The organism is Streptomyces sp. NPDC031497, assembly GCF_055580905.1.
Map to the genome: position 1 here is coordinate 250,320 of NZ_JBVIKO010000010.1, position 23,875 is coordinate 274,194.

Sequence of the window (23,875 nt, forward strand, 5' to 3'; positions counted from 1 at the left end):
GATGCGGAATCGGACGACGACTGTGTGCGATTTATCGACGGCCACCGGCCGACGGCACCCCGTGGAGGGATCAGTGCCCGACAGGCAGCGCCCGCTCCAGGATCGCGTCGAGTCCGGTCCCGGCGGGCAGCGTGCCGAACGCGTGCCCCCAGTCGCCGCCGAGCCGGGTCGCGCAGAAGGCGTCCGCGACGGCGGCCGGGGCGTACCGGACCAGCAGGGAGGCCTGGAGAGCGAGCGCCATCCGCTCGACCAGCCGGCGGGCACCCACCTGGTCGGTCTCCGCCCATTCGGTCTTCAGCCGGGTCACGGTGGCGTCCAGCCGGGTGTCCGCCCCGCGCGCGTGGGCGAGTTCCCCGAACAGGGCGTCGGCGGCGCCCGGTTCGCGGGTGAGCGCCCGCAGCACGTCGAGCGCGTTGACGTTGCCGGAGCCCTCCCAGATCGACAACAGGGGCGCCTCGCGGTAGTGGCGGGGCATACCGGAGTCCTCGACGTAGCCGTTGCCGCCCAGGCACTCCAGGGCCTCCGCGGTGAAGGCCGGGCCGCGCTTGGTGACCCAGTACTTGCCGACGGCGGTCGCGATCCGCCGGAAGGCCCGCTCCTGTTCGTCCCCGCGCACCGCGCGGTCGGCGGCGCCGGCCAGCCGCAGCGTGAGCGTGGTCGCGGCCTCCGACTCCAGTGCCAGGTCGGCCAGAACGTTGCGCATCAGCGGCTGGTCGACGAGCCGCGCGCCGAACGCGCTGCGGTGGAGCACATGATGACCGGCCTCCACGAGCGTCTTGCGCATCAGGGTCGCCGAGTTCATCACACAGTCCAGCCGGGTGCAGTTGACCATCTCGATGATGGTCTTCACACCCCGCCCCTCGGCCCCGACGAGCCAGGCCACCGTTCCGTCGAACTCGGGCTCGGAGGACGCGTTCGACCGGTTGCCGAGCTTGTCCTTGAGCCGCTGGATGCGGAACGCGTTACGGCTGCCGTCCGGCAGCACGCGCGGCACGAGGAAGCAGGACAGCCCGCCCGGCGCCTGCGCCAGCACCAGGAAGACGTCGCACATCGGCGCCGACGTGAACCACTTGTGCCCGCGCAGGGTGTAGACGCCCGGCTCGGCGGTGGGCGTGGCCGCCGTGGTGTTGGTCCGTACGTCGGAGCCGCCCTGCTTCTCGGTCATCCCCATCCCGGCGAGCAGCCCCGGCTTCTCGGTCGGCACCCGCAGCTCCGGGTCGTACTCCCGGCTGGTCAGCAGCGGTTCGTACACCTTGGCCAGCTCCGGCGTGGCGCGCAGGGCGGGGACGGCCGCATAGGTCATCGAGGTGGGGCAACCGTGGCCGGACTCGGTGTGCCCCCACACCAGCCCGCCGGCCGTCCGCGCGACATGGGCGCCGGGCCGGCCGTCCGCCCAGGCCGCCCCCGCCAGCCCCTCGGCCACCGCCGTCCGCATCAGGTGGTGCCAGCTGGGGTGGAAGTCGACCTCGTCGATCCGGTTGCCGTACCGGTCGTGGCTGCGCAGCTCCGGCTCGTGCCGGTTGGCCAGCTCGCCCCACTCCTGCGCCTCCGCGCTCCCGGCCCGCGCCCCGAGCCGGCGGATCCCCTGCTCGGCCCACTCGGCGCCCTCCCGGCGCAGCCCCTCGAGGAGGGCCGGGTCGTCGGAGGCGTCGTACGGGGCGAGCGGCGGTGCCTGATTGGTGACGTCGTGAGTGGCGTACTGCGGCTGCGGAAGCGCGGCGGTCGAGTCCATGTCTCCATGTTGCACTCTTCCTGCGGCTGTATCAATGTTGCAATACCGAGCCGCACGTACAGTACGTGACCATGCGCATGAACGTGTCCGCCGAGCCCGCCGGCGTCGACCTGCGGCCGCTGTCCGCCCGGTCGGTCGTGCTGAGCCTGCTGCTGGGCACGCATCCGCCGCGACTGCCGGTGAAGGAGCTGATCCGCCTCGTGGAGCCGTTCGGGGTCGGCGGCTCCGCGCTCCGGGCCGCGCTCAGCCGGATGACGGCGGCCGGCGACCTGCGCCGCACCGACGACGCCGTCTACGGCCTCAGTGACCGCCTGCTGGCCCGCCAGCGCCGCCAGGACGAGGCGGTACGGCCCCGCACGCGCGCGTGGCACGGCGACTGGGAGATGCTGATCATCACGACCACGGGCCGCGGCCCCGCCCAACGCGCGGACCTGCGTACCCGCCTGACCTCCCTCCGCCTGGCCGAACTCCGCGAGGGCGTCTGGCTCCGCCCGGCGAACCTCGCCAGACCCCTCCCCGACGACGTGCTGGAGATCGCCGAGTCCTGCACGGCCCGACCGTCCCGTCCCGCCCCCGAACTGGCCGCCCACCTCTGGCCGTTGACCACCTGGGCCACCACCGCCCGCGCCCTGCTGACCCACGCGGCCGAATCCCCCCGCCCACCCGACCGCTTCACGCTCTTCGCGGCGGCCGTACGCCACCTGCTGACCGACCCGGTCCTGCCACCGGAACTCCTGCCCGCACACTGGCCGGGCGACGAACTGCGCACCGCGTACGCCGCCTATCGGGCGGAACTGGGCGAGTCCATGGGGCACCTGGACGGCTGACGTCACCGGAGTGCGGCTTGCGGGAGAAGGGCGTCGTCGTGCGAGCGCCACCGCGCGCGGGATCGACGGAGGCGAGTCCCGAGGGCAGGCGGGAGCATGCGCGGGTCATGTCCGGCCGAGGCGGCCGAAGCCGACACCGGCGTGCCACGCCGACCGCTACGGGGTGCGCGAAGATCCGGGTACCGACCTCGCCCACACCGCTGACGTCCCTGCCCGACCAGGGACGGCTCTCATTCTGGACCGATGGGCCGGCGGGATACACCTGCCCGCAGGCAAGGCCGGCGGGCAGGCTCGTGCATCCACAGAAGCGGGGATCCAGTGCCGCATCAACCGACGTTCGCCCTGTAGTGCCGCGCTATTTGCGGGACGTGGCCGCAAGGGGAGAGAAAGCCACGCTGACTCCGAAGGCCGGACGCTCCATTGCCACCGAAACGGTCATGAGGTCAGCGGTTGCCGTCCGTGGAGCCGGAGGAGCTGGGTTCGAGGACTGTGGGACTGGCGGTGGTGTGCGTGGTGAGGTTTTCGCCGTCCTGGGTTGCTTGACGGGCTCCCGCAGGGGCACGGAGCTGTTCGGCCAGCCGGTCGAGTTCGGCCGCCGTGGCAGGCGAGGGGTTGTTGAGTCCGCTGTGCACGGCCGTCGGGCTCTTCAGGAAGCGCCGGAGCACGGCCACGAGGAGCTCTTGCGGCAGAGCCCGCAACGCGGCGAACGCGCGAGGTACCGGCGGCGTCTCCATCGCGGCGAGGTTCTGCCGCATGAGGTGGAGCATGCCGCGGACCGCGTCAGGGTCGTCGGCCAGCACTACCGGGCCGCCCGCCGCGTGTACCGCCTGCCCGAGCGGGACCTCGAAGGCGGCGTGCGTCCTGAGCCAGGCATCCATCTGCGGCTCGGCCTTGGCGTTGATCCCGGCGGTACGGAACGCCTCCACGATCCGTTCCAGTCGCGGGGTGGTACGGCCGTCGGGCTCGCCGATCGGCATCGTGACTCGGCGGGTGATGAAATTGCTCTTGCGGTAGCGGACCACGTCGCCGTCCATCGTGCCGCCGGTCGTGGGGAAGCCGAGCAGCACCCGCTCGCGGCCGAGCACCGCACCCAGCGTCTCCGGGCCGGCTGCCCAGTTGACCAGGAACAGCACGTCACCTGGGGCACCGGCGAGTGATTCCAGCACTGCATCCACCTGGTGGGTGCGGACGAACACGGTGATCAGGTCGTACCCGCCGTCCGGGTGCTCGACCACCGGTACCGGCACCCGCTTGACAGCCGGGCTGCCTTCCTCGGCGAGTTGCACTCCGTGCCGGCGCAGGGCGGTGAGGCGCTCGCCCCGGGCGAGGAGCGAGACGTCGTGGCCGGCCTCATGCATGCGGGCGGCGAACAGGCTGCCGCAAACCCCGGCGCCGTACACGAGCAGCTTCATGACTGTCCTCTTTCATACGTTCGTTTGATTCATACGTTCGTTTCATTCAAACATATGTAGAGTCCCTCGTGTGGCGACCCCAGACACCCGCACCCAGATCCTCGACGCGGCCGAGCGCCTCTTCGCCGAGCATGGATACCGCGGCACCTCGATCCGCTCAATCACCAAACTCGCCGGAGCGAACCTGGCCGCCGTCGGCTACCACTTCGGCTCGAAGGCGGAGCTGATGGCCGCAGTCGTCCGCCGCGTGGTCGAACCCATCAACGCTGCCCAGTGCGCCGGGCTCGACAAACTGCTCGCCCGGACCCCCGACCCACCGGTCAGCGAACTGGTGGAGGCATTCGCCGGGCCGCTGTTCGACGAGATGTCGGCCGGCGACGAGGGCGGCGCCCGGACGTCCCGGCTGATCATGACGATCCTCAGCGATCCGGCCGAGGAGGCACGCAGCTGGACCGGCCCGGCCGAGGACTCGGTCCGCGAGCGCTACTTCGCGGCTTTCGCGCGCGTACTGCCCGGCCTTTCCCCGGAGGAGCTGTGGTTCCGGATGCGGGGGATCCTTGCCGTGACGACCGTCGACCGCCTCGAGGTCCACCAGCAGCCCTCCCCTGGCTGCGTGTCCCCGGTAGCGGGCGAGGCGGCCCGGCGATGGGCGATCACGTTCCTGACGGCAGCGATGAGTGCGCCACCGAACCAGACCTGACGACCCAGGACAGACGCGGGCGGCGCGGGTCAGGCGGCGTTCGCCCGGCGGACGAGGGCAGTGAGGCGCTTGTCGGCGGCGTTCTTGTTCCGTCAGGAGCTGTTGGTGGGGGTGTAGACGATCTCGGCGTTATTGGCAGCCGCCCACGCGCCGACCCGCTGGCAGCGCTTGGCCGTCAAGTGCGGCGCGTAGGTGTCACAGACGATCGCGATGCGTAAGTCCGCCGGATGCAGCGAGCGCAGGTAGCGGCAGAATTCCAGGAACTTGCTGCGGTTCTTGGTCTTCTTGATGTGGCCGCAGAGCTGGTCTTTGCCCAGGTCGCAGGCTGCGAAGAGGTGGCGCACGCCGTGCGGGCGGGTGTAGGTGGCCCGGCGGCGCGGTCGAGGTTCGCGGCCGGGGTCCTTGCCCTTGCCACCGCGTTCAGTCCGCTGGCGTCCGGGATGGGGCTGGAGGTTGAGTGGGCCGAACTCGTCCATGTCGAGGATGACTTCGGGCTCGCCGGGTTCAGGTATCACGTCGCCGTCGGTGATGGCGTAGAGGTGTTCGACCCGGGCCTTTTGGGTCTCGTAGGGTGACGCCTTCCTCGCGGAGCGGGATGCGTAGTCCCTCGTGGCTGACGTCGTCGACCACCCCCTCGTCGACCAGGAAGTCGGCCGGGTTGACCAGGCTCCAGGTCGAGAACGGCAGGCTGTGCTCGGCGGGGCGGCTCCTCGGGGGCAGCCGGTCACCCCTGGTGGGCGCCTGAACTGGGACGCTCAAAGCATTGCGGCCTTTCAGTCCTGCGGTGCGACGCGGATCCGGTTCCCGTCAGGATCGGCTGCGAGGAAGGTCAGCCCGAACCCCGCATCATGAGGCTCGCGCAGGATCGTGACCCCCTTGGAATTCCACTGCTCGAAGGTCGCGTTGAGCTCGTCGGGTCCACCGTCGATGGCCAGGCACACCTCACTGGTGCGCGGGACATCCGGTGACAGATCCTCGAACTGGCCAGACCACAGACCGAGGTCAGCGCCCGGCCCGAGGTCGAAGGTGATGTATCCCGGAGTCTCGAACGAGGGGCTCATGCCGAGGAGATCCCCGTAGAAACGAGCTGCGGCGGGAGCGTCGTTCACGTAGACGATGGACACGACGGATGTGGTCATGGTTGTTCCTTCTCACAGGTCGTAGGTACGTAGGTACGCATCCACCAGCCTGACCGGGATATGCGCCGCATCGTGTCGCAATTCCTGAAAAACTTGGCGTGTGACCCCAGACCGGTTCTTCTCCCTGATGCTGCTCCTCGAATCGAGGGATGCCGTGACCACACAGGAACTTGCCTCGGCGCTCGGGGTGTCCCTTCGAACCATCACCCGGGACCTGAACTGGCTCCGCGACGCCGGACTGCCGGTGACCGCACAACGGGGCCGCCTCGGAGGCGTGACCATGCTGCCCGGGTCCGGGCTCGACCTCACGCGACTCACACCGGGCGAGCGTGATCATCTGTCGCTCACCGGGCTCGACGAGAAGCAACGTGCGGAGCTCAACGTATCGGTCGAAAGCCGGCGCGCGCTCTCCAAGATCATGGCTACACAGCCACGTCGAGGTCATGAGCTCCTGCCGCTCACCGACGTAGTGCACGTGGACAGCCGTCCCTGGCGTCAGGCACGAGCTTCCGGCACGACTCCGGCTTCGCTGATCGGCGCAGTGCGGCGAGGTCGCCGGCTACGGATCGAGTACGGCAGCCCACGCGAGTCATGCCCACGCGACCTGGTCGTGGATCCCTACGGGTTGTTGGCCAAGGCCGGCATCTGGTATCTCGTCGCCGACTGTGCCCGAGTGCCACGGATGTACCGACTCGAACGGATCACGACGTGGAAAGAAGTCGACCAGCCACGACGGATCCGCGAGAGCCAGACCCTGGCCACCGTCGCTGCGGCGCTCATTGATCAGTGGGAGCACAACCACGCGATAGAGGTCAGCGCCACCATCGACCAGACCCAGATCGAGCGGGCGCAACGGATCTTTGGCCTACGACTCGTCCCGGACGACCATGAAGAATCGGCCACTGGCCGCAAGGTAACGATCCGCTTCCTGCATCTGGAGGACGTGCGAGCACTACTGCCGTTCGGGAGCGCCATCACTGTGCACGGCCCCACCGAAGCCAGGGCTCACCTCCGCGACCTCGCCACCAATCTTGCCCACCACTATGCGCCGTCACCAACGTCCTGACCCGCAACAGCTAGGCCGTTGGGCGGTCCTGACGCCTGCGCACCCGGGTTGCAGTGCTGGAGCCGAGGGCAAGCGGGCGCGTCATCCGCTGCCGCTCTGACGGGTGCCGTCCTGCTCGGCGGACAGGCGAGAGCCTGACCGGCCCGCGCTGGTCATGACCGCAGCTGTTCACAAGTCCGGCCGGCGCCGCAGTCGTCGGCGGCCTACGGGGCGGGTTCACGCTCTTCACGCTGGGGGCGGTGATCGCCGCCACGGGGAACGGCGGGGCCGCGGCAGACGCGAAGGCTGCGCCGACGACGACGATCACCGCGACGGCGACCCTCACCGCCGTTCCGAAGGCGGAGCCCGCGCCCACGGTCACGAAGACGAGGACCGTGAGTAAGCCCGGTCCGACCGTGACCGTCAGGGTCACCGAAGCGGCACAGGCCGCTGCCGGATCGGACAACGGCGGGGGGAGCGTCGACACCGGGACCTGCTCGATCAAGTCCAACTCCGGCAACTGCTATCAGGCGGGCCAGTTCTGCCGGAACAGTGACCACGGAGCCGTCACCACCGACGCCGCCGGAGAGGGCATCACCTGCGTCTACAAGTCGAGCGCATGGCGCTGGAGTCATGCGTGACCGAGGCGTGCCGGTGGAGCCGCCGCCCGGTGACGGGCGACGGCCCACCGCTCGGGCTCACCTGTAGGTGATGTCCGAGCTCGCGTACTTGCAGTACGTCCCGTCCGGCCCGCTTCCGTTCGTGGGAGGCTCCGCGCCCGTGTTGTTGCCGATGTACTTCTGGCACGGCACGATCTTCTTGCCGCTGTCCCCGACGATCGTGATGTTCTTCAGCGTCGCGCTGTCGCCGTAGTTGGTGTTGATCCCGACGAGCGCGCTGCCCTTGTAGGTCGCCTCGATGGTGTTGAGGTTGATGGTGCGCTTGTACTGCGTGGAGCAGTTGCCGCATGAGCGGACCAGCTTGCCGAAGTTCTGTACGGCGAAGTTGGACACGTTGAGCGTCCCGGCGCCGTTGAACTGGAAGACCTTGTCGCTGGCTTCCTTCGCGCCGCCGCCGGAGACGGTGTAGACGTTGGACGAGGAGGAGCCGCGGAAGGTCGCCGCGTCCTCGCCGACGTCTTCCCACCACACGTTCTGCAGGGTGCAACCGCCCTCGCAGTGGATGCCGTCCGCGGCGGGCGCGCCGATGATGACGTTCTTCAGGACCGTGCCGGCCGCCAGGTCGAGGATCGGATCCTGGTCCTCGTTCTGGCCACCGCTGCCCAGGTCGCCGCTGCCGTACAGGCGCAGCATCCCGTAGTCCTTCGTGCCCGACAGCTTGATGGTCGCGGTGACGGCCTGGCTGCCGCTCGCGGTCGGCCAGGTGGCCGCGTTCGCCTGGGCTCCGTTAGTCATGATCATGCCAAGCGAGAGTCCGAAAGCGGCCAGCCCGCCCGCCAGTGCGCGCGCACTGGTTCGTGCTCGTGAAGTCATGTCCCGTATGCCTTCTGTCGAGTGGGGGGTCCTTCTGAGGGTCCGGCAGGTGGACGGATCGATGAACGCAGTCCAGCCTGTAGAACCAGAAATGCAGACACCTGCCCGAATGAACCCGCTCGCGGGCCCGCCGGTCACGGTGCTGAACGGAACGTAGGATGCAAGCGCTTTCTAGTCAACGCTCCGCGCGACATCCGTTCCCGTCCGGCACCTGACTCCCGAAGTCGGGTGGGAGCGCTTCCATGGCGGCCATGTCCATGCCACGATGCCGGGGGATCCCCGTACGACGCCGCACCGAGCCGCGATCAACGGCACCGCCTGCACGGTCAGTTGACGACGGCTCCGCCGCCGTCCCTCGTCAGTCAGGAAGGCCCCCGTGAAGCCGCAGCCCAGCAGAACGCCGCTCGCCACGCTCCTCAGCGCCTGTGTCCTGGCTCTCGCCCTGGTCGTGACCGCCACGGCCGTCACCGCGCTGGTCCGCGGTCCCCGGCCGGCCGGCGCGCAGCCGGACCAGGGCAGCCACTGGGTCAACACCTGGACCGGCATGCCGCAGCTCACCGAGGTCGGCAATCTGCCGCCCGCGCCGTTCACGGGGGAGAGGTCGGTGCTGGCCGACACCACCCTGCGCCAGACCGTCCGCGTCACCACCGGCGGCCATCGGCTGCGGCTGCGCTTCTCCAACGCCTACGGCGACACCCCGCTCCCGCTCACCTCGGTGACCGTGGCGCTCCCGAGGGACGGGCGGGCGGGGGCCCGCGCGATCGTGCCCGGCAGCCTCCACCCGGTGACGTTCTCGGGCCGTACCGCGGCCGTCGTCCCCGTCGGCGCCCAGGTCGTCTCCGATCCCGTCGACTTCGAATTGGCCCCCGGATCCAACCTCACCGTCACCGCCTACACCGCGCAGGGCCAGCCCGATCTGGCGCTCACCTCGCACCCGGGTTCGCGCACCACGTCGTACCTCGTCAACGGCGACCACACCCGGGACCCGGACCTGAGCGGCGCCGCCTCGGCCGACCACTGGTATCTGCTGAGCGACGTCGAGGTGACCGCGCCGGCCGCGACCCGGGCCGTGGCCGTGCTCGGTGACTCGCTCACCGACGGCCGGGGATCCACGACCAACGGCAACGACCGCTGGCCCGACCAGTTCTTCGACCGCCTCCAGACCCGCTCCGCCACCTTTGACATCGCGGTCCTCAACCAGGCGGCCGGCGGCAACCGTGTGCTCGACGACGGTCTCGGCCCCAATGTCCTGGCCCGCCTCGACCGGGACGTCCTGTCCCGCAGCGGGGTCTCCTGGCTGATCGTCTTCGAGGGCGTCAACGACATCGGCACCGCCGCCGCCACCCCGGATGCCCAGCGCGCCGTCGCCGACGACCTGATCGCCGCCTACCGGCAGATCGTGGTCCGCGCCCACGCCCAGGGCATCCGGGTCTACGGCGCCACCCTGCTGCCCTTCGGCGGCAACGCGTACGACGACGGGGCGGGCGTCCGCGAGGCGGCCCGGCAGCGGGTCAACGCCTGGATCCGCGGCCTCGGCCATTTCGATGCTGTGATCGACTTCGACCGGGTGGTACGGGATCCGGCCGATCCGAGCCGGCTGCGGGCCGACCTCCAGGTGGGGGACTGGCTGCACCTCAACCCGGCCGGATACGGCATCCTGGCCGAGGCGGTTCCGGCGGACCTGTTCCTCCGCGGCTGACGATTCGCGGGCGTCCGGCACCGCTGCCGGGCCGCGCCGCCAGGGTCCGCTCAGACCCGGCGGCCGGTGCTCTCCTCGCCGCCGCGGCCGGTGGTCAGGCCGCGTCCTCAGCCCGTGCCGAAGCCGCGGTCCGCGCGCTGATCACGGCCCGTCCGCGGTCCGATGCCGGGAAGCGGTCGAGCATCGCGCGCAGTTCGTCGGCGCCGACGTCGGCACCGAAGGGCTCGGTGCCCGGTTCGAGTCGAACTCCTTCGGCGAGCGGGCCTGCGATGACGGGGGTGAATCCGAACGCGTCGACGAGGCCGGCCACGGTGGCGAGGTCGTCCGGATCGTCGCCGGCGATCGCGATCGCCTTGCGGTCCGGGGCTCCCTCGGGCCGGGCCCCGTCCTCGAGGTCGTGGTAGCCCATGTGGTTGAACGCCTTGATCACGCGCGCACCGGGCAGGTACGCCTGCACGGTCTCGCTCGACGAGGTGAGCGGGTCGGTGAGGTCCTCGCGGCTGCCGTCCACCTCCCACCAGTAGTTCATCGCGTCGATGACGAGCTTGCCGCGCAGGGCCTCGGCGGGCACGCTGCGGTACTTGCCGAGCGGAAGGGCCAGGACGACGACATCCGCCTGTGCCGCGGCCTCGGCCGCGGTCACCGGGACCGCGCCTGGGGTGAGGACTTCGACGGTGAGGGCGATTTTGGCGGGGTCGCCCGACCCCGCGACGAACACGCGGTAACCGGCGGCCAGGGCCAGGCGGGCCAGCACGGTGCCGACCTTTCCCGCACCCAGGATGCCGACGGTGCGGACGGCGGTGGCGGGCATCTCTTCTCCGTTCCTGGTGTCAGTCCGCGAGGAGTTCGCGGACCATGGGGATGACCTTCGTGCCGTACAACTCGACGGCACGCAGGCGAGCGCTGATCGATTGCGCGCCGTTGGTGTAGATGAGGTCGAAACGGCCGACACCGAGCGCTTTGATCGCGCGGGCCATCTTGCGGGCGACCGTCTCGGGAGATCCGATGTACAGCGAGCCGCTCTCGATCTCGGCCTCGTACTCCGCCTTGCGGACCGGCGGCCAGCCACGCTGTTTGCCGATGCGGTCCCGGATGACCTTGTAGTGCCGCCAGTGCGCTTCCTTGGCCTCCTCGTCCGTGTCGGCGATGAAGCCGGGCGAGTGCATGCCGACCGGGTGAGCGGTCGTGCCGAACTGCTCGGTGGCGCGCTGGTAGAGGTCGATGTACGGCGTGAAGCGTTCGGGGGCGCCGCCGATGATGGCGATCATCAACGGGAAACCGTAGCGGGCGGTGCGGACGACCGACTGGGGCGAACCTCCGACACCGACCCAGGTGCTCAGATGCCCGGACTCGGTCTTGGGGAAAACGTCGGCGTCCTTGAGCGGTGCCCGCTTGGTGCCGCTCCAGGTGACGGGCTTCTCCTCCAGCAGCTTGGCGAAGAGCTCGATCTTTTCTTCGAACAGCACGTCGTAATCGGCGAGGTCGTATCCGAAGAGGGGGAACGACTCGGTGAAGGAGCCGCGCCCGAGAATGACCTCGGCCCGGCCGTTCGAGAGGGCGTCCACGGTGGCGAAGCGCTGGAAGACGCGGACCGGGTCGTCGGAGCTGAGCACGGTCACGCCGGAGGCCAGCCGGATGCGGTGGGTGCGCGTGGCGATGCCGGCGAGGACGGTCTCCGGGGTCGAGATCGCGAACTCCGGGCGGTGGTGTTCACCGAGGGCGATGACGTCGACGCCGCTCTCCTCCGCGAGGACGGCCTCGTCGAGGACCTGCCGGATGGCGCGGGCGTCGGAGACCGGGTTCCCGGAGTCGTCTTCCGGCACATCGCCGAACGTGTCCAGGCCGAAGACGAGATCGGACATGGGTGGGCTCCTTCGTGAGTGGTCGGTTCACCCGCGGGGCGGCTCGAATCCCCGGGGACTTTACTTGATGTGTCAACCAAGTGGGAGGGTTCGTGCGTACGGCACGGTGCACGGCTTGTCCCGCCGACCGGTGCTCGCGGTCGAGTCCGGCCTCGGCTGTGGCCCTGTGCGCAGCCGGGCCGCCTTCATGGCATGATAGTTGATACGACAACCAAAGTGTGCGGGAGGTGCTCCCCATGAGCAATGTGGAAACCCGGCCTGCGGAAGTGCGGTGCGGTGCCCCGGTCGACGGGAACCGGCCGGCCGGAGGGCCCCGGGTCGATGTGCTGTCGGCGCGGGAAGTGCCCCTGGGCGGCCCGCGTGCGATGCTCGTGCGTCGGACGCTGCCTCAGCGGGCCCGGACGCTGATCGGGGCCTGGTGCTTCGCCGACCATTACGGCCCCGTCGATGTGACCGCCACGGGCGGCATGGACGTCGCCCCGCATCCGCACACCGGACTGCAGACGGTGAGCTGGCTGTTCAGCGGCGAGATCGAGCACCGTGACAGCCTCGGCACCCATGCCCTGATCCGTCCCGGAGAGATGAACCTCATGACCGGCGGTCACGGCATCGCCCACTCGGAGGTCTCCACCCCGGGCACCACCGTCCTCCACGGGGTGCAACTGTGGGTGGCACTGCCCGGGCAGCACCGTGCCGCCGACCGGGACTTCCAGCACTACGTGCCGGAACCCGTGCGTGTCGACGGGGCGCAGATCAGGGTCTTCCTGGGCTCGCTCGCCGGCAGCACCTCCCCGGTGCGAAGCTTCACCCCACTCCTCGGAGCGGAGGTCGTTCTCGAACCGCGTGCGACGGTCACCCTCACCGTGGCGCCCGACTTCGAGCACGGCCTCCTCGTGGACAGCGGGGACGTCCGCTTGGTCGACACCGTGATCCGGCCGGCCGAACTGGGGTACGTCCCCTGCGGCTCGGACAGCCTGACGCTGGTGAACGAGTCGGACAGCCCGGCGCGGACGATCCTGCTCGGAGGACCTCCCTTCGAGGAGGAGATCGTCATGTGGTGGAACTTCATCGGCCGGAGCCATGACGACATCGTCCGGGCCCGAGCGGACTGGGAGGCTTCCTCCGACCGCTTCGGAGCCGTCGAGGGCTACCCCGGGAGCCGTCTTCCCGCCCCTGCCCTGCCGAACGCCGTCATCACTCCGCGCGGGAATCCGTCACGCAGCTGAACTCCCGGCGCGGACGGTGAGTGGAATACGGTCGGGCGTGAGCGCGTTCCGCGGGCATGGTTGACGTATCCACCTAGTGGGTTGCGTGGGCCGCACCCTCCAACGCCAGGGGCGCCACGACGAGGCGCAGCCCTGGCTGCGCATGGCCCCGCGCGGTCGGGCGAGTTTCCGCACGACTGAGCGGGGCGGTGGCGGCTTCCTCGAGGGGACATTCGCGGCGCGCCCTCTAGTCACAGCAGTAGAGGGGCTTGGCGCCCGCCGTCATCGTCAGGAGAGTGATGTAGAGGAGAACGGTGACCGCCACTCCCACAGCCCACCGATGTGCGCTGCGCGGTGGGCCCACGGCAGCCTCGCGATCGAGTGGGACCCGGCGGTGGTGCCTGCCCCCTGCCGGACTCGGTCCTGCTGAAGCATCGGTGACGACGTGGATCCGGAACCCCTCGCCGGCCGCCTGCAGAGAGGGCGTGACCGCGGAGTTCTCCGCACGGAGGCCGGCGAGCACCGGCTTCTCGCGTCCGGTGGCTCGCACGACGTCCGCCACGCGCCGGTTGTCCCGGGCGCTCATTAGGGGTCGGGCGACCCCGGCCGGGCCCAGGACGTTGCTGGAGATCGTCTTCGGAGCGCGGCTGTGCAGGTACGGGCGCGGCTGGTGGTCGATCAGCCGCGGTTCGCTCTGCTCGGGCATCGGCGGCGCGACGGGGCCGCTCGCTGGTGATGTGCTCATGGGATCTCCTCGGCCGTGTGGCGGGGTGCCCGCATGATTAAGATGACACATCAACCATATGTAAGGTGTCAACCATGGGGCTGGCTCGTCGGGACAAGGGTTCGATGAAATGTCAACCACGTTTACACTCGGCCTCATGGGCGAGAGGGTGCGTTGGTTGACGGAGGACGAGCAGCAAGCATGGCGGAGCTTCCTCCGGCTGAACGACACGCTGCGGGGCCGGTTGTCGCGCCTGATGCAGGCGGAGTCGAATGTGTCGGCCGCGGACTTCGCAGTGCTGGTCGAGCTGACGGACACGCCGGACGGGCGACGGAGGATCCTGGATCTCGCCCGGGCGCTGGAATGGGAGAAGAGCCGGATGTCCCATCACATCGCCCGCATGGTGAAGCGCGGCCTGGTGGTTCGGGACGAGTGTGCCGAGGACGGCCGCGGCGCCTTCGTGGTGATCACGGAGGAGGGGCGCGCGGCGATCGAGGCGGCCGCACCGCGGCACGTGGAGGCGGTGCGCGAACTCTTCCTCGACCATGTCACGCCGGCGGAGCTGCGGATGCTGGCTCAGCTCTCCGACCGAGTGGTGGCGAAGCTGGACGAGGACCCGACCTGATCGAGCGTCCCGCCGTCGAGTGAATGTGGCCGAATCCCCGCCGATGTAGTTGATGCATCAACGCGTACCTCTCTAGAATCTGGTTGTTGACGCATCAACCAGATGCTTTCCTCTCGGAGAGGGACTGCTGTCATGAGTGCAAAGAAGATCATCGCCGTGACCGGTGCCACGGGCTCCCAGGGCGGCGGTGTCGCGCGGGCGATCCTCGCCGACCAGGATTCGGAGTTCGCGGTGCGCGCGATCACCCGGGACCCGGCCTCGCCCGCCGCCCGGGAGCTCGCCGCGCTCGGTGCCGAGGTGGTCCGGGCGGACTTCCATGACGAGCCGACCGTGCACAAGGCGTTCGAGGGCGCCTACGGCGCCTTCCTCGTCACGAACTTCTGGGCGCACGGCTCGGCGGCGAAGGAGACGGAGGAGATCGGTGTCCTGGTCCGGGCGGCCGACGCGGCGGGCCTGCGGCATGTGATCTGGTCGACCCTGGAGGACACCCGCGAGCTGCTGCCGCTGGACGACGACCGGATGCCGGTCCTCCAGGGCGAGTACAACGTGCCGCACTTCGACGCCAAGGGTGAAGGCAACCGGCTGTTCACGGAGGCCGGCGTCCCGGTGACCTTCCTGAACACCACCTTCTTCTTCCAGGGTTTCCTGAACGTCTTCCTCCCCAAGCGCGGCGAGGACGGCGTGCTCACGGTGACCATGCCGTTCGAGGACGGCAAGCTCCTGTCCGGGGTGGACGTGGCGGACATCGGCCGCACGGCATACGCCCTCTTCAAGGGCGGCGAGCAGTTCATCGGCAAGACCGTCAGCCTGGGCGGGGATCACCTGACCGGTGCGCAGTACGCGGAGAAGCTGGGGGCCGTGATCGGTGAGCCGGTGCGCTTCCAGTCCGTGCCGTACGACGTCTTCCGCGCCCTCGACGTTCCGGCCGCCGACGAGATCGCCAACATGTTCCAGTACTACGGGGACTTCGACCGGGAGTTCACCGGAGCCCGGGACCTGGACAGGCTGCGCGAGATCAACCCGGAGCTCAAGAGCTTCGACGACTGGCTGGCCGAGAACGCCTCCAAGATCGACGTGGGCTGACCGAGCCCTACAGGTACGGCGGCCCGCCAGGGATCGGGCGCGGGCCGCGCGGCACTCCCGACCGACGCCGCGGACGGGGAGGCCGTCCGCGGCGTCGGTGAGCGATCGGCCTGGACTCAGGCGATCTCCTACGCAGCCTTCACCGCCTGCGAGTCCGCACCCGCCTTCGCCGGAAGGTGGTTGAAGAGCAGGTTCAGGACGATCGCCGTCAGACAGCCCGCGCTGATACCGCTGTTCATCACCGTCTGGAACCAGTCGGGGAACTTCTCGTAGACCGTCGGCACCCCCACCGGCAGCACCCCGACCGCCACCGAGACGGCCACCACGGTCAGGTTGTTGTTGCCGTGGAAGTCGACGGCCGCGAGCGTGCGCAGGCCGCTCGCCGCGACCGTCCCGAACATCACCAGGCCCGCACCGCCGAGCACCGGAGCCGGTACGGCGGCGACCACCGCGCCCAGCTTGGGCAGCAGGCCGAGCAGGACCAGGATGCCGCCGGCCGCCGCGACCACCCAGCGGCTGCGCACCCGGGTCATGCCGACCAGGCCCACGTTCTGGGCGAACGCCGTGTACGGGAAGGTGTTGAAGACACCGCCCAGGACGGTCGAGAGGCCGTCGGCGCGCAGACCGTCGGCGAGGGAGCCCGGCTCGACCCTGCGGCCGGTCATCTCGCCCACCGCGATCAGGTCACCCGTCGTCTCCGTCATGGTGACCAGGGCCACCACCAGCATGGAGACGATCGCGGACGCCTTGAACGTCGGCGTCCCGAAGTGGAACGGCGTGCTGATGCCCAGCCAGTCCGCGTCACCGACCCCGCTGAAGTCCGTGAAGCCGAAGGGCACCGCCGCCGCCAGGCCCACCGCGATGCCGATCAGGACCGCGATCCGGGCGAGGTAGGCCGGGGCGAACCGCTGCACGCCTATCACCACCGCGAGCACGAAGGCCGCCAGCGCCAGGTTCTTCGGCTCCCCGAAGTCCTTCGCGCCGGCGCCGCCCGCCGCCCAGTTGCCCGCGACCGGCAGCAGTGAGACCCCGATGATCAGGATCACCGTGCCGGTGACCAGCGGCGGGAAGAAGCGCAGCAGCTTTCCGAAGACCGGGGCCAGCAGCATGATCGCCAGACCCGCGACGATCACCGAGCCGTAGATCGCGGGCAGCCCGCCGCCCGTCGTACCGATGAGGACCATCGGCGACACCGCCGCGAACGTGCAGCCCTGCATGATCGGCAGCCGGACGCCGAAGCGCCAGAAGCCGACGCACTGGATGAGCGTCGCGACCCCGCACACCAGCAGGTCGGCGGTGATCAGATACGCCAGGTCGGCGGGCGACAGCTTCATCGCACCGCCCACGATCAGCGGGACGGCGACGGCACCCGCGTACATCGCGAGCACATGCTGCAGGCCGAAGGCGGCCAGCTGCCGTACGGGCGGGACCTCGTCGACGGGATGGACGGGGGAGGGGACGGGGGCGGCGGTGGTGGGCACGGGGACTCCAGAGCGGCGGCGGGGGACGACATCCGGTCAGGACCAGACCGTAAGCGGATTGAACAGTTTGTTGATTTCCGCAGTGTTGCCGATACGTGTCCTGCCCACCTGGTCGCGTTGGACGCCGCTACGCCCCCGAATGTGCCGCCGTCAGCAGCGTGTCCCAGTCCGCCAGCTTGACCACGCTGCGGCCGAGCCGGGCGCCGAGCGCCGCCTCCGCCCGCTCGATCGCCTGCCAGCCCGACCACGCGACCGGTTCGATGCCCAGCGCCCGCAGCGCCGTGACCGGATCCTCCGGCACCGCCCTGCCGAGCAGCACGGGCGCGTCCGCCAGGAGGGAGGTCACCGTCTCCTTGGCGTCGGGCCGGTTGGTGCCGATGACGCCGGTCGGGCCGCGTTTGATCCAGCCGGCCACGTAGTCGCCCGGCGCTCCGGCCGGACCGTGCAGGACCCGGCCCGCCGCGTGCGGCACCGTGCCGGTCCCCGGGTCGAACGGGAGCCCGGCCAGCGGTACTCCGCGATAGCCCACCGAACGCAGCACCAACTGCGCGTCGACGGTCTCGTACCGCCCGGTGCCCCGCACCCCGCCGTGCTCGTCCGGCTCCGTCCGCTCGAAGCGCACCGCGCTCACCCGCCCGCCGTCCGCGAGCAGTTCGACCGGGCGCAGGAAGAACCGCAGCCAGATACGGCGCCCCGCGCCCCGGGTGGCGGCCGTGCTCCAGCCGCGCAGCACCTCCACGTTGCGGCGCTGCGCGGCGGCCAGCGCGGACGGGTCGGCGAAGCCCGGGTCGAGCGCCAACTCGGCCGGATCCACGCGGACTTCGGTATCCGGCAGGGCGCCGAGCTCGCGCAGTTCCTTGGTGGTGAAGCGGGCCTGGGACGGGCCGCGCCGGCCCACCACGTGGACCTCTCTTATCCGGCTCGCCGCCAGCGCGGTCAGCGCCGCCTGCGGCATGTCGGTCGGGCTCAGTTCCGCCACGCCCCGGGCCAGCATCCGGGCCACGTCCACCGCGACATTGCCGACGCCGATGACCACCGCCGAGCGGGCGTCGCGCACGAAACCGGCGTCGATGGCGTCCGGATGCGCGCTGTACCAGGACACGAACTCGGTCGCCGACCAGCTGCCCGGCAACTCCTCGCCCGGGATGCCGAGCCGCCGGTCGCCGGCGGCGCCCACGCAGTACACCACCGCGTGGTACAGCTCGCGCAGCCGCTCCACCGGGAGTTCGCCGGGACCGCCGCCGATCCGGACCCCGCCGAGGAACCGCACCCGCTCGTGTTCGAGGACCGCGCGCAGATTGCCCTGCAGCGACTTGATCTTCTCGTGGTCCGGGGCGACGCCGTACCGCACCAGTCCGTACGGGCACGGCAGCCGGTCCAGGACGTCCACGACCACCGTGGGGTCGAGCTGGACGAGGTTCTGGGCGGTGTAGCACCCGCTCGGCCCGGAGCCGACGACGGCGACACGCAACACGGGAGACTCCTTGCCCGAGGGGCTGGTGCCTCCAGCATCCCACCGGCGTGGCCGCCTCGACAGGGGCCGCTGGGGTGAAGCGGACGCGTGTCCGGTCGTATGGAGTGTGATCATGCGGTTACGTTTCGTGTGTGCTAGAAGCATCCTGTCTAAATCTGTCTGATCGGCGTGCGGAGGACGGCACGGTGTCCGTGTCGCCCGCTTGGGAGGTGCAGGAGCACACGGGGGCCACGTCGTGGTTCCAGGTCACGCTGGCCTTCGGGGACGGTGCCCAGGTCGACGCGCTCGCCGTGGTGGCCGGGGGGCGGGTGTCGATCGAGGACGTCAAGGCGCGGCCCGCGCTGTCGCTGGCCGATCTGACCATGCTCGCCGACTGGATCGAGGAACCGCTGTTCCGGGCGTGCGGGATGGAGTCGTACGCGGACGAGGAGCCCGCCGGGGAGGATCTCGAAGAAGGTGCGGGCGGTGCGGAAGGTGCGGAGGGTGCGGAGGGCGCCGTCGCTCCTTGGCGCGCCCGGCCCGCCTGGCCGCGGGGCATCGAGGGGCGGTGGCTGGTCGCCCAGGAGTACCGGGCCGCACAGGAGAAGGGCGTCGACCCGGTCCTCGCCGTGATGTGGGCGACCGGGCACAGCCGACGGCGGTCGCTCCGGCTCATCGCGCAGGCACGCGACGCGGGCTTTCTGGCGCCGCGGCACGCGCGCCGCTGACCGGGCCGGTCACTCGGACCCGGTCCGGTCCTCCGTGGCGAAGAACCGGGACAGGTCCTGCGGCTGCGTCGCGGGGGCGGACTCCGGGGGCACGCCCAGCTCCCAGTCGAGCCCGTAGCGCTCGAACAGCTCCGCCCGCAGCACCGGGATCGGCATCGGCACCCCCGGCACCAGCGCCGCGTACACCGCCCCCATCAGCAGGGCGCGCAGCAGCGGGTAGTCGGCCGCGACGTCGTGCGAGCCGTAGCGGGCGACGGTGTCGCCCAGCAGCTCCGACAGCCGACGCTGTTCCGGGCACTGCACGAAGCCCTCCGCCTGGAGCAGGCCCGCCATGTGCTGGCGCATCAGCACCGGCCGGTCGCGCGTGAGGCCCAGGATGGCGTCGATGGCACGGGCCAGCCGCTCCCGGCCGTCGTCCGTGCGAGGCTCGCGCTCCAGCCCCTCCTCCAGCGTGCGGTGCATCAGCCGGTGCACGGCGGACTGGACCAGCTGGCGCTTGCCGGGAAAGTAGTACGACACCAGTCCGCGCGCCGATCCGGCACGGTCGGCGATGGCGCCCAGCGTGGTGGCCTCGAAGCCGTGCTCGTCGACCAGTTCGACCGCCGCCTGCAGGAGCCGCTCCCGGGAACGCCTCCGCAACTCTTCATTGACCGAGGCGCTGCGAGGGGACATCCTGGAACTCCTGCGTTGACTGGCTGCCAGCCAACTATAATCGACGCAGTGGGCACCGCCCTGCGCGGGGCCTGTTCAGGGCTGCCGTCCGTCCGGGGCGACACGGGGGAGCGTCTCGGACGGACGGCGTGAACGGGTCAGGCCTGGGTGGGCGTGGCCGGTCGGCGGGCCGCGCCCACCAGGTCGAGCACCGGCAGCAGCGCGTCCGGCCGTTCGGCCACCGGCAGATGGTCCACGAAGTGCACCCGGCAGCCCAGCGCCGCCGCCCCGCCGTCGGCGGGCCTGCTGTCCCCGACCATCAGCGTCTCGGCGGGCGCGGCCCCGAGCGCCTCCAGGGCGACCGTGAAGAGCCGCGGGTCCGGCTTCTGGACACCGTGTTCGTACGACAGGACGTACGCGTCCACATACGCGTCGAGCCCATGGGCGCGGAAGACCGGGCGCAGGTCCCAGCCGATGTTGCTGACCACACCGACCCCGATCCCCTGCGCGCGCAGGGTCCGCAGCACCTCGGCGGTGTCCGGGTACGGCGTCCAGGCGTCCGGGGTCATGTGCCGCTCGTACAGCGCGTCGTGCAGCGCCGGGTCCGGCAGCGGCACCCGGCGGGACAGCCCGGTGTAGGCGGCGCGGTGCTGCTCGGCGCTCTCGTCGCGTACCGCCCACACCCCGGCCAGTTCCTCGGGCAGTTCCACCGGGTTCGCTCCGCCGGGCAGTGCCCCGGCCACCTCCAGCGCCCGCGCGGCGGCGGTCAACTCCGCCTCGGTGAGACCCGCTTCGGACTCGGCGAGCACCGCTCGCAGCCAGGATTCGGTGGACTCGACACGGAAGAGCGTTCCGGAGAAGTCGAAGAGCACGGCAGTCATGCGCCGGACTTTACCCGGGCCGTTGTCCGGCCCGGGCTGCCGCTGAGGGCGCTCAGTTCAGCTTGGCGGGTCTCGGGGTGCCGTAGAACGTGATGGCCGGCCAGCCGCGGCTGACGGCGAAGTCGCTGAGCAGACCCGCGAGTTCCACGGGATCGATGCGGTTGCCCGAGGCGTCCGTGGCGTTCGTGTCGACGCTGAACTTGACCGTGAGGTACAGATCGGCGTCGCCGCCCAGGTTGCTGCCGCCGCTGAAGAGCGTCCCCTCCGGGAACTGCGTCGACGCGGTCTCCGTCGCCGACTCCGCCGCCTGTGCCTGCTGCGCGGACGCCGCTGTGCCGACCACCGCGCCGGCCGCGGCCGTCCCCGAGTATCCGAGCAGGGACCGTCTGGAAATGCTGGACAAAGTACCCCCTTCGACGGCTCCGCGGGAGTCTCCCGAGGCCGCCACATGATCGTAGGTACCGCTACCGGCCGTCCGGCTCTGAACGGGATCGTCCACTAGGGCCTGTCTGACAATTCCCGTCGTCGCCCGGAGGGCGGCCTCGCGGCGTCAGGTGCGTGCTCTCGGCGTGCCGGGCGTAGGCCCTCGTACTGGACGTACTTGGGTCTGCGCCCGGTGCGGCGAGAGTGCGTGCATGGCGTCGTGAGGCAGACGGGAATTGTCAGACAGGCCCTAGTGAGGATGTCCCCGGCCGCCGCGCTCCCACTCGTACGCCACCACCGCCAGCGCCACCACCAGGGCCCCGAGCAGCCAGCCGCCCAGTACGTCCGAGGGCCAGTGCACGCCGAGCCACACCCGGGTCAGGCCGACGCCGATGACCGAGATGCCGGCCGCGATCAGGGCGGTACGCCGCAGCGTGCGGCCGGTGCCGCAGCGGTGCAGCAGCCACAGCAGCAGGCCGCAGACCACGGTGGCCGTCATGGTGTGCCCGGAGGGGAAGGCGGCGTAGGGGGCGGACTCGACCGGGTCGGGCCACTGTGGGCGCGGGCGGCCGACGGCGGCCTTCAGGGACTGCTGGGCGACCGTGCCGAGCGCGCAGGTCAGGGCCAGCCAGAGGGCGGTCCACCACGCCGAGTGCCGCCACACCAGCCACACCGCGACCCCCGCGCACAGCAGACGCATGGTCAGCGGGTCCCAGACCCAGTCCGTCAGGATGCGCAGCACATGGGTGGTGCCGTGGTCGGCGACGGCCCAGCGATGGGTGGCGTCGGCGATGTCCTCGTCCAGCGCGACCAGGGGAGGCCACTCGCCGGCGACGAGGGCGAGCAGCAGCGCCGAGGAGAGGGCGAGGACGGCGGTCGCGAGAAGCGGAGCAGGACGGTCGCTGGGCGGGGGGCGCATGACGTGATCTTTGCCGAATCATTGCCCGCAGGGCAATTCCCTGATGAGTACGGCTTTACCCGAGCGCGCGCAGTCCCGGCACGAGCGCCACCAGCACAGGGATCACGGGGACCAGGGCGGCGGTCGCGGTCAGCCGCAGCCGGTGCCGGGCGGGGAGCCGGTCCGGGGCGGTGAGCAACCGGTCCACCCGCTGCGGGACATGGGCGTGCGGGGCCGGGCCGGGGCCGAACACGCCCCGGTCCTCGTTGAGTTCGACCAGGGCGAGCGCGGTGGTGAGACGGCCGTGCCGCCGGGACGCCATGTCGTCCGCGGCCAGTTCGACCAGCCGGTGCATCTCGTCGCGGAACGCGGCGAACACCGGGATCTGCGGAAACCCGCCCGCCAGCGCCGCCGAACAGTGCAGCAGCCAGTCGTGCCGGGCTTGCGCGTGCCCCCGCTCATGAGCGAGGACCGCGTCCAGCTGACGCCCTTTCAGTCGGCGCAACGCGGCCGTGGTCACCACGAGTCGGGGCGCCGCGCCGGGCAGCCACCAGGCATCCGGGCGCTCGCCCTCTAGTACCACGAGTCGGTCGGCGGACCCCTCCTCACCGGGCAACAACGGTGCGCGGCGCAGGAGTTCGGCCCGCCGCTGCCGGCGCCGAGCCCTCGCTCCGGCGATCTCGCGCACCAGCATCGCCCCGCTCCACAGCCCGGCGCAGGCGAGCGTCACCGCGGTCGTCGCCGCCCAAGGGCCGGTCGCGGCGAGCGGATAGGCGTCCGCGACCCCGCGCGGGGCGGTCGCGAACAACTGCCCCCGCGCCGCCTGCCAGGCCGCCGCCGCGCTCAGCGTCATCGACAGCGCACAGCACAGCAGCACGGCCGCCACCACGCACTGCCACGCCCACAGGGCGACCACCGGCTCCCGGTCCGTCCAGTCGGCCCGGGCGAGCAGCCGGGGACCGGCCACGGCCGTCAGGATGCCGAGCAGCAGCAGTGCCACGGGGACCATCATGGCCAGCACCCTATGAGCGGGGGACTGCCCAGGGGTACAGGCCGTCGCGCCAAAGTGACGCAAGCAACGTGTGTGCCGCGAGTGCCGTCACCCGCTCACAGCGCCAGGAGCATGGCCACCATCCCGATTCCCATCGACAGCCGGCACGCCCGTGCCAGCTCGGGCCGGTCGCCCCACCTGACCGGCCCGTTCCCGGCCGCCGCCACCGGCACCAGCCGCGCCCCGGACAGCAGGACGAAGCCGGTGAAGTAGAGGAGCAGCAGCCCGGTCACCGCCGGGACTCCGGCGCCGCCGTGGTGGTGGCCGGCGGGGGAGGCCGCCATCGCCACCGCCATGTAGACCATCGCCGTGGCCCCCACCAGATGGTGCACATGGTGCGTGCTGTCGCGGGTGCTCCACAGGGCGCGCAGCGCGGCCGCGCCGAACACCGCCGCGTACAGCGGCCATGTCCAGACCGGTGGGGTGAAGACGGTCGCGGGCACGGCCATCGCGGCCATGCCGAACCCCATCAGCGCCTCGCCGCCCGCGGCGCGCCGCTGTTCCTCGACGCTGCTGCGCATCCGCAGCAGACAGTAGGCCCCGGTCGCCGCGCACAGCGCGACCAGCAGCCAGCCGGGCGAAGCCGGTCCGTGCACGCGCACCTCCCCCGCTCGACGTCGCATCGATGGATGCGATGCCCCGCCCGCACGGCGCGCACGCGAGCGCAAGGGTGTACACGGGGAGCACTCGGCGGAGCACAGCAGGTGACGAAGGGTTTGTTCGGCGATAGCGGACAGTCGGCCGGACGGCATGTTCGAAGGTG

Annotated in this window: 24 protein-coding genes and 1 pseudogene; 9 read left to right on the forward strand and 16 right to left on the reverse strand. The window is 70.8% G+C overall.

Going from position 1 to position 23,875, the window contains the following annotated elements:
• Positions 1 to 70 precede the first annotated feature (70 nt).
• Complete coding sequence (locus ACZ5K7_RS22795) at positions 71 to 1,732, reverse strand: acyl-CoA dehydrogenase family protein (RefSeq protein WP_468915592.1); 1,662 nt, start codon at positions 1,730 to 1,732, stop codon at positions 71 to 73.
• A gap of 71 nt (positions 1,733 to 1,803) precedes the next feature.
• Between ACZ5K7_RS22795 and ACZ5K7_RS22800 the strand changes: the two genes are divergently transcribed.
• Entirely contained in the window at positions 1,804 to 2,559 is a 756-nt protein-coding gene (locus tag ACZ5K7_RS22800; protein ID WP_468915594.1) for a PaaX family transcriptional regulator C-terminal domain-containing protein, read from the forward strand.
• A 443-nt stretch (positions 2,560 to 3,002) separates the two neighbouring features.
• On the opposite strand, the gene ACZ5K7_RS22805 is transcribed toward ACZ5K7_RS22800, so the two are convergent.
• Positions 3,003 to 3,971 (reverse strand): ketopantoate reductase family protein, encoded by a 969-nt coding sequence (locus tag ACZ5K7_RS22805; protein WP_468915595.1) that lies wholly within the window; start codon positions 3,969 to 3,971, stop codon positions 3,003 to 3,005.
• A gap of 70 nt (positions 3,972 to 4,041) precedes the next feature.
• On the opposite strand from ACZ5K7_RS22805, the gene ACZ5K7_RS22810 reads away from it, so the two are divergent.
• Positions 4,042 to 4,671: a TetR/AcrR family transcriptional regulator gene (locus tag ACZ5K7_RS22810; RefSeq protein WP_468915597.1), complete on the forward strand. Its 630-nt coding sequence runs from the start codon at positions 4,042 to 4,044 to the stop codon at positions 4,669 to 4,671.
• 95 nt (positions 4,672 to 4,766) lie between these two features.
• Here ACZ5K7_RS22810 and ACZ5K7_RS22815 read toward each other — a convergent pair.
• Both ACZ5K7_RS22815 and ACZ5K7_RS22820 read right to left on the reverse strand, forming a co-directional pair.
• Positions 4,767 to 5,382, reverse strand: a pseudogene (locus ACZ5K7_RS22815) (transposase); the annotation flags it as partial.
• A 62-nt stretch (positions 5,383 to 5,444) separates the two neighbouring features.
• The gene (locus ACZ5K7_RS22820; RefSeq protein ID WP_468915599.1) at positions 5,445 to 5,810 is read right to left on the reverse strand and encodes a VOC family protein; all 366 of its coding nucleotides are present in this window, start codon (positions 5,808 to 5,810) and stop codon (positions 5,445 to 5,447) included.
• Between the two features lie 100 nt (positions 5,811 to 5,910).
• Between ACZ5K7_RS22820 and ACZ5K7_RS22825 the strand changes: the two genes are divergently transcribed.
• Complete coding sequence (locus ACZ5K7_RS22825) at positions 5,911 to 6,876, forward strand: helix-turn-helix transcriptional regulator (protein ID WP_468915601.1); 966 nt, start codon at positions 5,911 to 5,913, stop codon at positions 6,874 to 6,876.
• A 239-nt stretch (positions 6,877 to 7,115) separates the two neighbouring features.
• A complete protein-coding gene (locus ACZ5K7_RS22830; protein ID WP_468915603.1) occupies positions 7,116 to 7,496 on the forward strand; it encodes a hypothetical protein in 381 nt (126 codons plus the stop codon).
• A gap of 57 nt (positions 7,497 to 7,553) precedes the next feature.
• On the opposite strand, the gene ACZ5K7_RS22835 is transcribed toward ACZ5K7_RS22830, so the two are convergent.
• Positions 7,554 to 8,348 (reverse strand): pectate lyase, encoded by a 795-nt coding sequence (locus tag ACZ5K7_RS22835; protein WP_468915605.1) that lies wholly within the window; start codon positions 8,346 to 8,348, stop codon positions 7,554 to 7,556.
• Between the two features lie 376 nt (positions 8,349 to 8,724).
• Between ACZ5K7_RS22835 and ACZ5K7_RS22840 the strand changes: the two genes are divergently transcribed.
• Complete coding sequence (locus ACZ5K7_RS22840) at positions 8,725 to 10,047, forward strand: SGNH/GDSL hydrolase family protein (RefSeq protein ID WP_468915607.1); 1,323 nt, start codon at positions 8,725 to 8,727, stop codon at positions 10,045 to 10,047.
• Positions 10,048 to 10,141: 94 nt separating this feature from the next.
• On the opposite strand, the gene ACZ5K7_RS22845 is transcribed toward ACZ5K7_RS22840, so the two are convergent.
• Positions 10,142 to 10,858: an NADPH-dependent F420 reductase gene (locus ACZ5K7_RS22845; RefSeq protein ID WP_468915609.1), complete on the reverse strand. Its 717-nt coding sequence runs from the start codon at positions 10,856 to 10,858 to the stop codon at positions 10,142 to 10,144.
• 19 nt (positions 10,859 to 10,877) lie between these two features.
• Entirely contained in the window at positions 10,878 to 11,909 is a 1,032-nt protein-coding gene (locus ACZ5K7_RS22850) for an LLM class flavin-dependent oxidoreductase (RefSeq protein ID WP_468915611.1), read from the reverse strand.
• 236 nt (positions 11,910 to 12,145) lie between these two features.
• Between ACZ5K7_RS22850 and ACZ5K7_RS22855 the strand changes: the two genes are divergently transcribed.
• Entirely contained in the window at positions 12,146 to 13,135 is a 990-nt protein-coding gene (locus ACZ5K7_RS22855) for a pirin family protein (RefSeq protein ID WP_468915612.1), read from the forward strand.
• Between the two features lie 226 nt (positions 13,136 to 13,361).
• Here ACZ5K7_RS22855 and ACZ5K7_RS22860 read toward each other — a convergent pair whose 3' ends face one another.
• Complete coding sequence (locus tag ACZ5K7_RS22860) at positions 13,362 to 13,859, reverse strand: cysteine hydrolase family protein (protein WP_468915613.1); 498 nt, start codon at positions 13,857 to 13,859, stop codon at positions 13,362 to 13,364.
• 136 nt (positions 13,860 to 13,995) lie between these two features.
• On the opposite strand from ACZ5K7_RS22860, the gene ACZ5K7_RS22865 reads away from it, so the two are divergent.
• Positions 13,996 to 14,463, forward strand: a complete 468-nt coding sequence (locus ACZ5K7_RS22865; RefSeq protein ID WP_468915614.1) for a MarR family winged helix-turn-helix transcriptional regulator — start codon at positions 13,996 to 13,998, stop codon at positions 14,461 to 14,463.
• A gap of 132 nt (positions 14,464 to 14,595) precedes the next feature.
• Complete coding sequence (locus ACZ5K7_RS22870; protein ID WP_351698769.1) at positions 14,596 to 15,546, forward strand: NmrA/HSCARG family protein; 951 nt, start codon at positions 14,596 to 14,598, stop codon at positions 15,544 to 15,546.
• Positions 15,547 to 15,674: 128 nt separating this feature from the next.
• Here ACZ5K7_RS22870 and ACZ5K7_RS22875 read toward each other — a convergent pair whose 3' ends face one another.
• Both ACZ5K7_RS22875 and ACZ5K7_RS22880 read right to left on the reverse strand, forming a co-directional pair.
• Positions 15,675 to 17,027, reverse strand: a complete 1,353-nt coding sequence (locus tag ACZ5K7_RS22875) for a nucleobase:cation symporter-2 family protein (RefSeq protein ID WP_450972302.1) — start codon at positions 17,025 to 17,027, stop codon at positions 15,675 to 15,677.
• A 127-nt stretch (positions 17,028 to 17,154) separates the two neighbouring features.
• On the reverse strand, positions 17,155 to 18,501 hold the full coding sequence (locus ACZ5K7_RS22880) for an FAD-dependent oxidoreductase (protein WP_468915617.1): 1,347 nt from the start codon (positions 18,499 to 18,501) through the stop codon (positions 17,155 to 17,157).
• A gap of 185 nt (positions 18,502 to 18,686) precedes the next feature.
• Here ACZ5K7_RS22880 and ACZ5K7_RS22885 point away from each other — a divergent pair, with 185 nt between their 5' ends.
• The gene (locus ACZ5K7_RS22885; RefSeq protein ID WP_468915619.1) at positions 18,687 to 19,208 is read left to right on the forward strand and encodes a DUF6214 family protein; all 522 of its coding nucleotides are present in this window, start codon (positions 18,687 to 18,689) and stop codon (positions 19,206 to 19,208) included.
• Between the two features lie 9 nt (positions 19,209 to 19,217).
• Here ACZ5K7_RS22885 and ACZ5K7_RS22890 read toward each other — a convergent pair whose 3' ends face one another.
• From ACZ5K7_RS22890 to ACZ5K7_RS22915, 6 genes are all read right to left on the reverse strand, one after another.
• Complete coding sequence (locus ACZ5K7_RS22890) at positions 19,218 to 19,880, reverse strand: TetR/AcrR family transcriptional regulator (protein WP_468915621.1); 663 nt, start codon at positions 19,878 to 19,880, stop codon at positions 19,218 to 19,220.
• Between the two features lie 137 nt (positions 19,881 to 20,017).
• Positions 20,018 to 20,740 (reverse strand): HAD family hydrolase, encoded by a 723-nt coding sequence (locus tag ACZ5K7_RS22895; RefSeq protein ID WP_450972301.1) that lies wholly within the window; start codon positions 20,738 to 20,740, stop codon positions 20,018 to 20,020.
• Between the two features lie 52 nt (positions 20,741 to 20,792).
• Positions 20,793 to 21,143, reverse strand: coding sequence for a twin-arginine translocation signal domain-containing protein (locus ACZ5K7_RS22900; RefSeq protein WP_468915623.1), 351 nt, complete (start codon positions 21,141 to 21,143; stop codon positions 20,793 to 20,795).
• 270 nt (positions 21,144 to 21,413) lie between these two features.
• Positions 21,414 to 22,082, reverse strand: coding sequence for a phosphatase PAP2 family protein (locus ACZ5K7_RS22905; protein WP_468915624.1), 669 nt, complete (start codon positions 22,080 to 22,082; stop codon positions 21,414 to 21,416).
• 55 nt (positions 22,083 to 22,137) lie between these two features.
• Positions 22,138 to 23,073, reverse strand: a complete 936-nt coding sequence (locus tag ACZ5K7_RS22910) for a M56 family metallopeptidase (RefSeq protein ID WP_468915626.1) — start codon at positions 23,071 to 23,073, stop codon at positions 22,138 to 22,140.
• Between the two features lie 95 nt (positions 23,074 to 23,168).
• On the reverse strand, positions 23,169 to 23,708 hold the full coding sequence (locus ACZ5K7_RS22915) for a DUF5134 domain-containing protein (protein ID WP_351712933.1): 540 nt from the start codon (positions 23,706 to 23,708) through the stop codon (positions 23,169 to 23,171).
• Positions 23,709 to 23,875 lie beyond the last annotated feature (167 nt).

What these genes read in the sequence shown, in the direction of transcription:
- ACZ5K7_RS22795 (WP_468915592.1), bottom strand. Translation starts at nt 1,732, where the DNA reads ATGGACTCGACCGCCGCGCTTCCGCAGCCGCAGTACGCCACTCACGAC.
- ACZ5K7_RS22800 (WP_468915594.1), top strand. Translation starts at nt 1,804, where the DNA reads ATGCGCATGAACGTGTCCGCCGAGCCCGCCGGCGTCGACCTGCGGCCG.
- ACZ5K7_RS22805 (WP_468915595.1), bottom strand. Translation starts at nt 3,971, where the DNA reads ATGAAGCTGCTCGTGTACGGCGCCGGGGTTTGCGGCAGCCTGTTCGCC.
- ACZ5K7_RS22820 (WP_468915599.1), bottom strand. Translation starts at nt 5,810, where the DNA reads ATGACCACATCCGTCGTGTCCATCGTCTACGTGAACGACGCTCCCGCC.
- ACZ5K7_RS22835 (WP_468915605.1), bottom strand. Translation starts at nt 8,348, where the DNA reads ATGACTTCACGAGCACGAACCAGTGCGCGCGCACTGGCGGGCGGGCTG.
- ACZ5K7_RS22845 (WP_468915609.1), bottom strand. Translation starts at nt 10,858, where the DNA reads ATGCCCGCCACCGCCGTCCGCACCGTCGGCATCCTGGGTGCGGGAAAG.
- ACZ5K7_RS22850 (WP_468915611.1), bottom strand. Translation starts at nt 11,909, where the DNA reads ATGTCCGATCTCGTCTTCGGCCTGGACACGTTCGGCGATGTGCCGGAA.
- ACZ5K7_RS22855 (WP_468915612.1), top strand. Translation starts at nt 12,146, where the DNA reads ATGAGCAATGTGGAAACCCGGCCTGCGGAAGTGCGGTGCGGTGCCCCG.
- ACZ5K7_RS22860 (WP_468915613.1), bottom strand. Translation starts at nt 13,859, where the DNA reads ATGAGCACATCACCAGCGAGCGGCCCCGTCGCGCCGCCGATGCCCGAG.
- ACZ5K7_RS22865 (WP_468915614.1), top strand. Translation starts at nt 13,996, where the DNA reads ATGGGCGAGAGGGTGCGTTGGTTGACGGAGGACGAGCAGCAAGCATGG.
- ACZ5K7_RS22870 (WP_351698769.1), top strand. Translation starts at nt 14,596, where the DNA reads ATGAGTGCAAAGAAGATCATCGCCGTGACCGGTGCCACGGGCTCCCAG.
- ACZ5K7_RS22890 (WP_468915621.1), bottom strand. Translation starts at nt 19,880, where the DNA reads ATGTCCCCTCGCAGCGCCTCGGTCAATGAAGAGTTGCGGAGGCGTTCC.
- ACZ5K7_RS22895 (WP_450972301.1), bottom strand. Translation starts at nt 20,740, where the DNA reads ATGACTGCCGTGCTCTTCGACTTCTCCGGAACGCTCTTCCGTGTCGAG.
- ACZ5K7_RS22905 (WP_468915624.1), bottom strand. Translation starts at nt 22,082, where the DNA reads ATGCGCCCCCCGCCCAGCGACCGTCCTGCTCCGCTTCTCGCGACCGCC.
- ACZ5K7_RS22910 (WP_468915626.1), bottom strand. Translation starts at nt 23,073, where the DNA reads ATGATGGTCCCCGTGGCACTGCTGCTGCTCGGCATCCTGACGGCCGTG.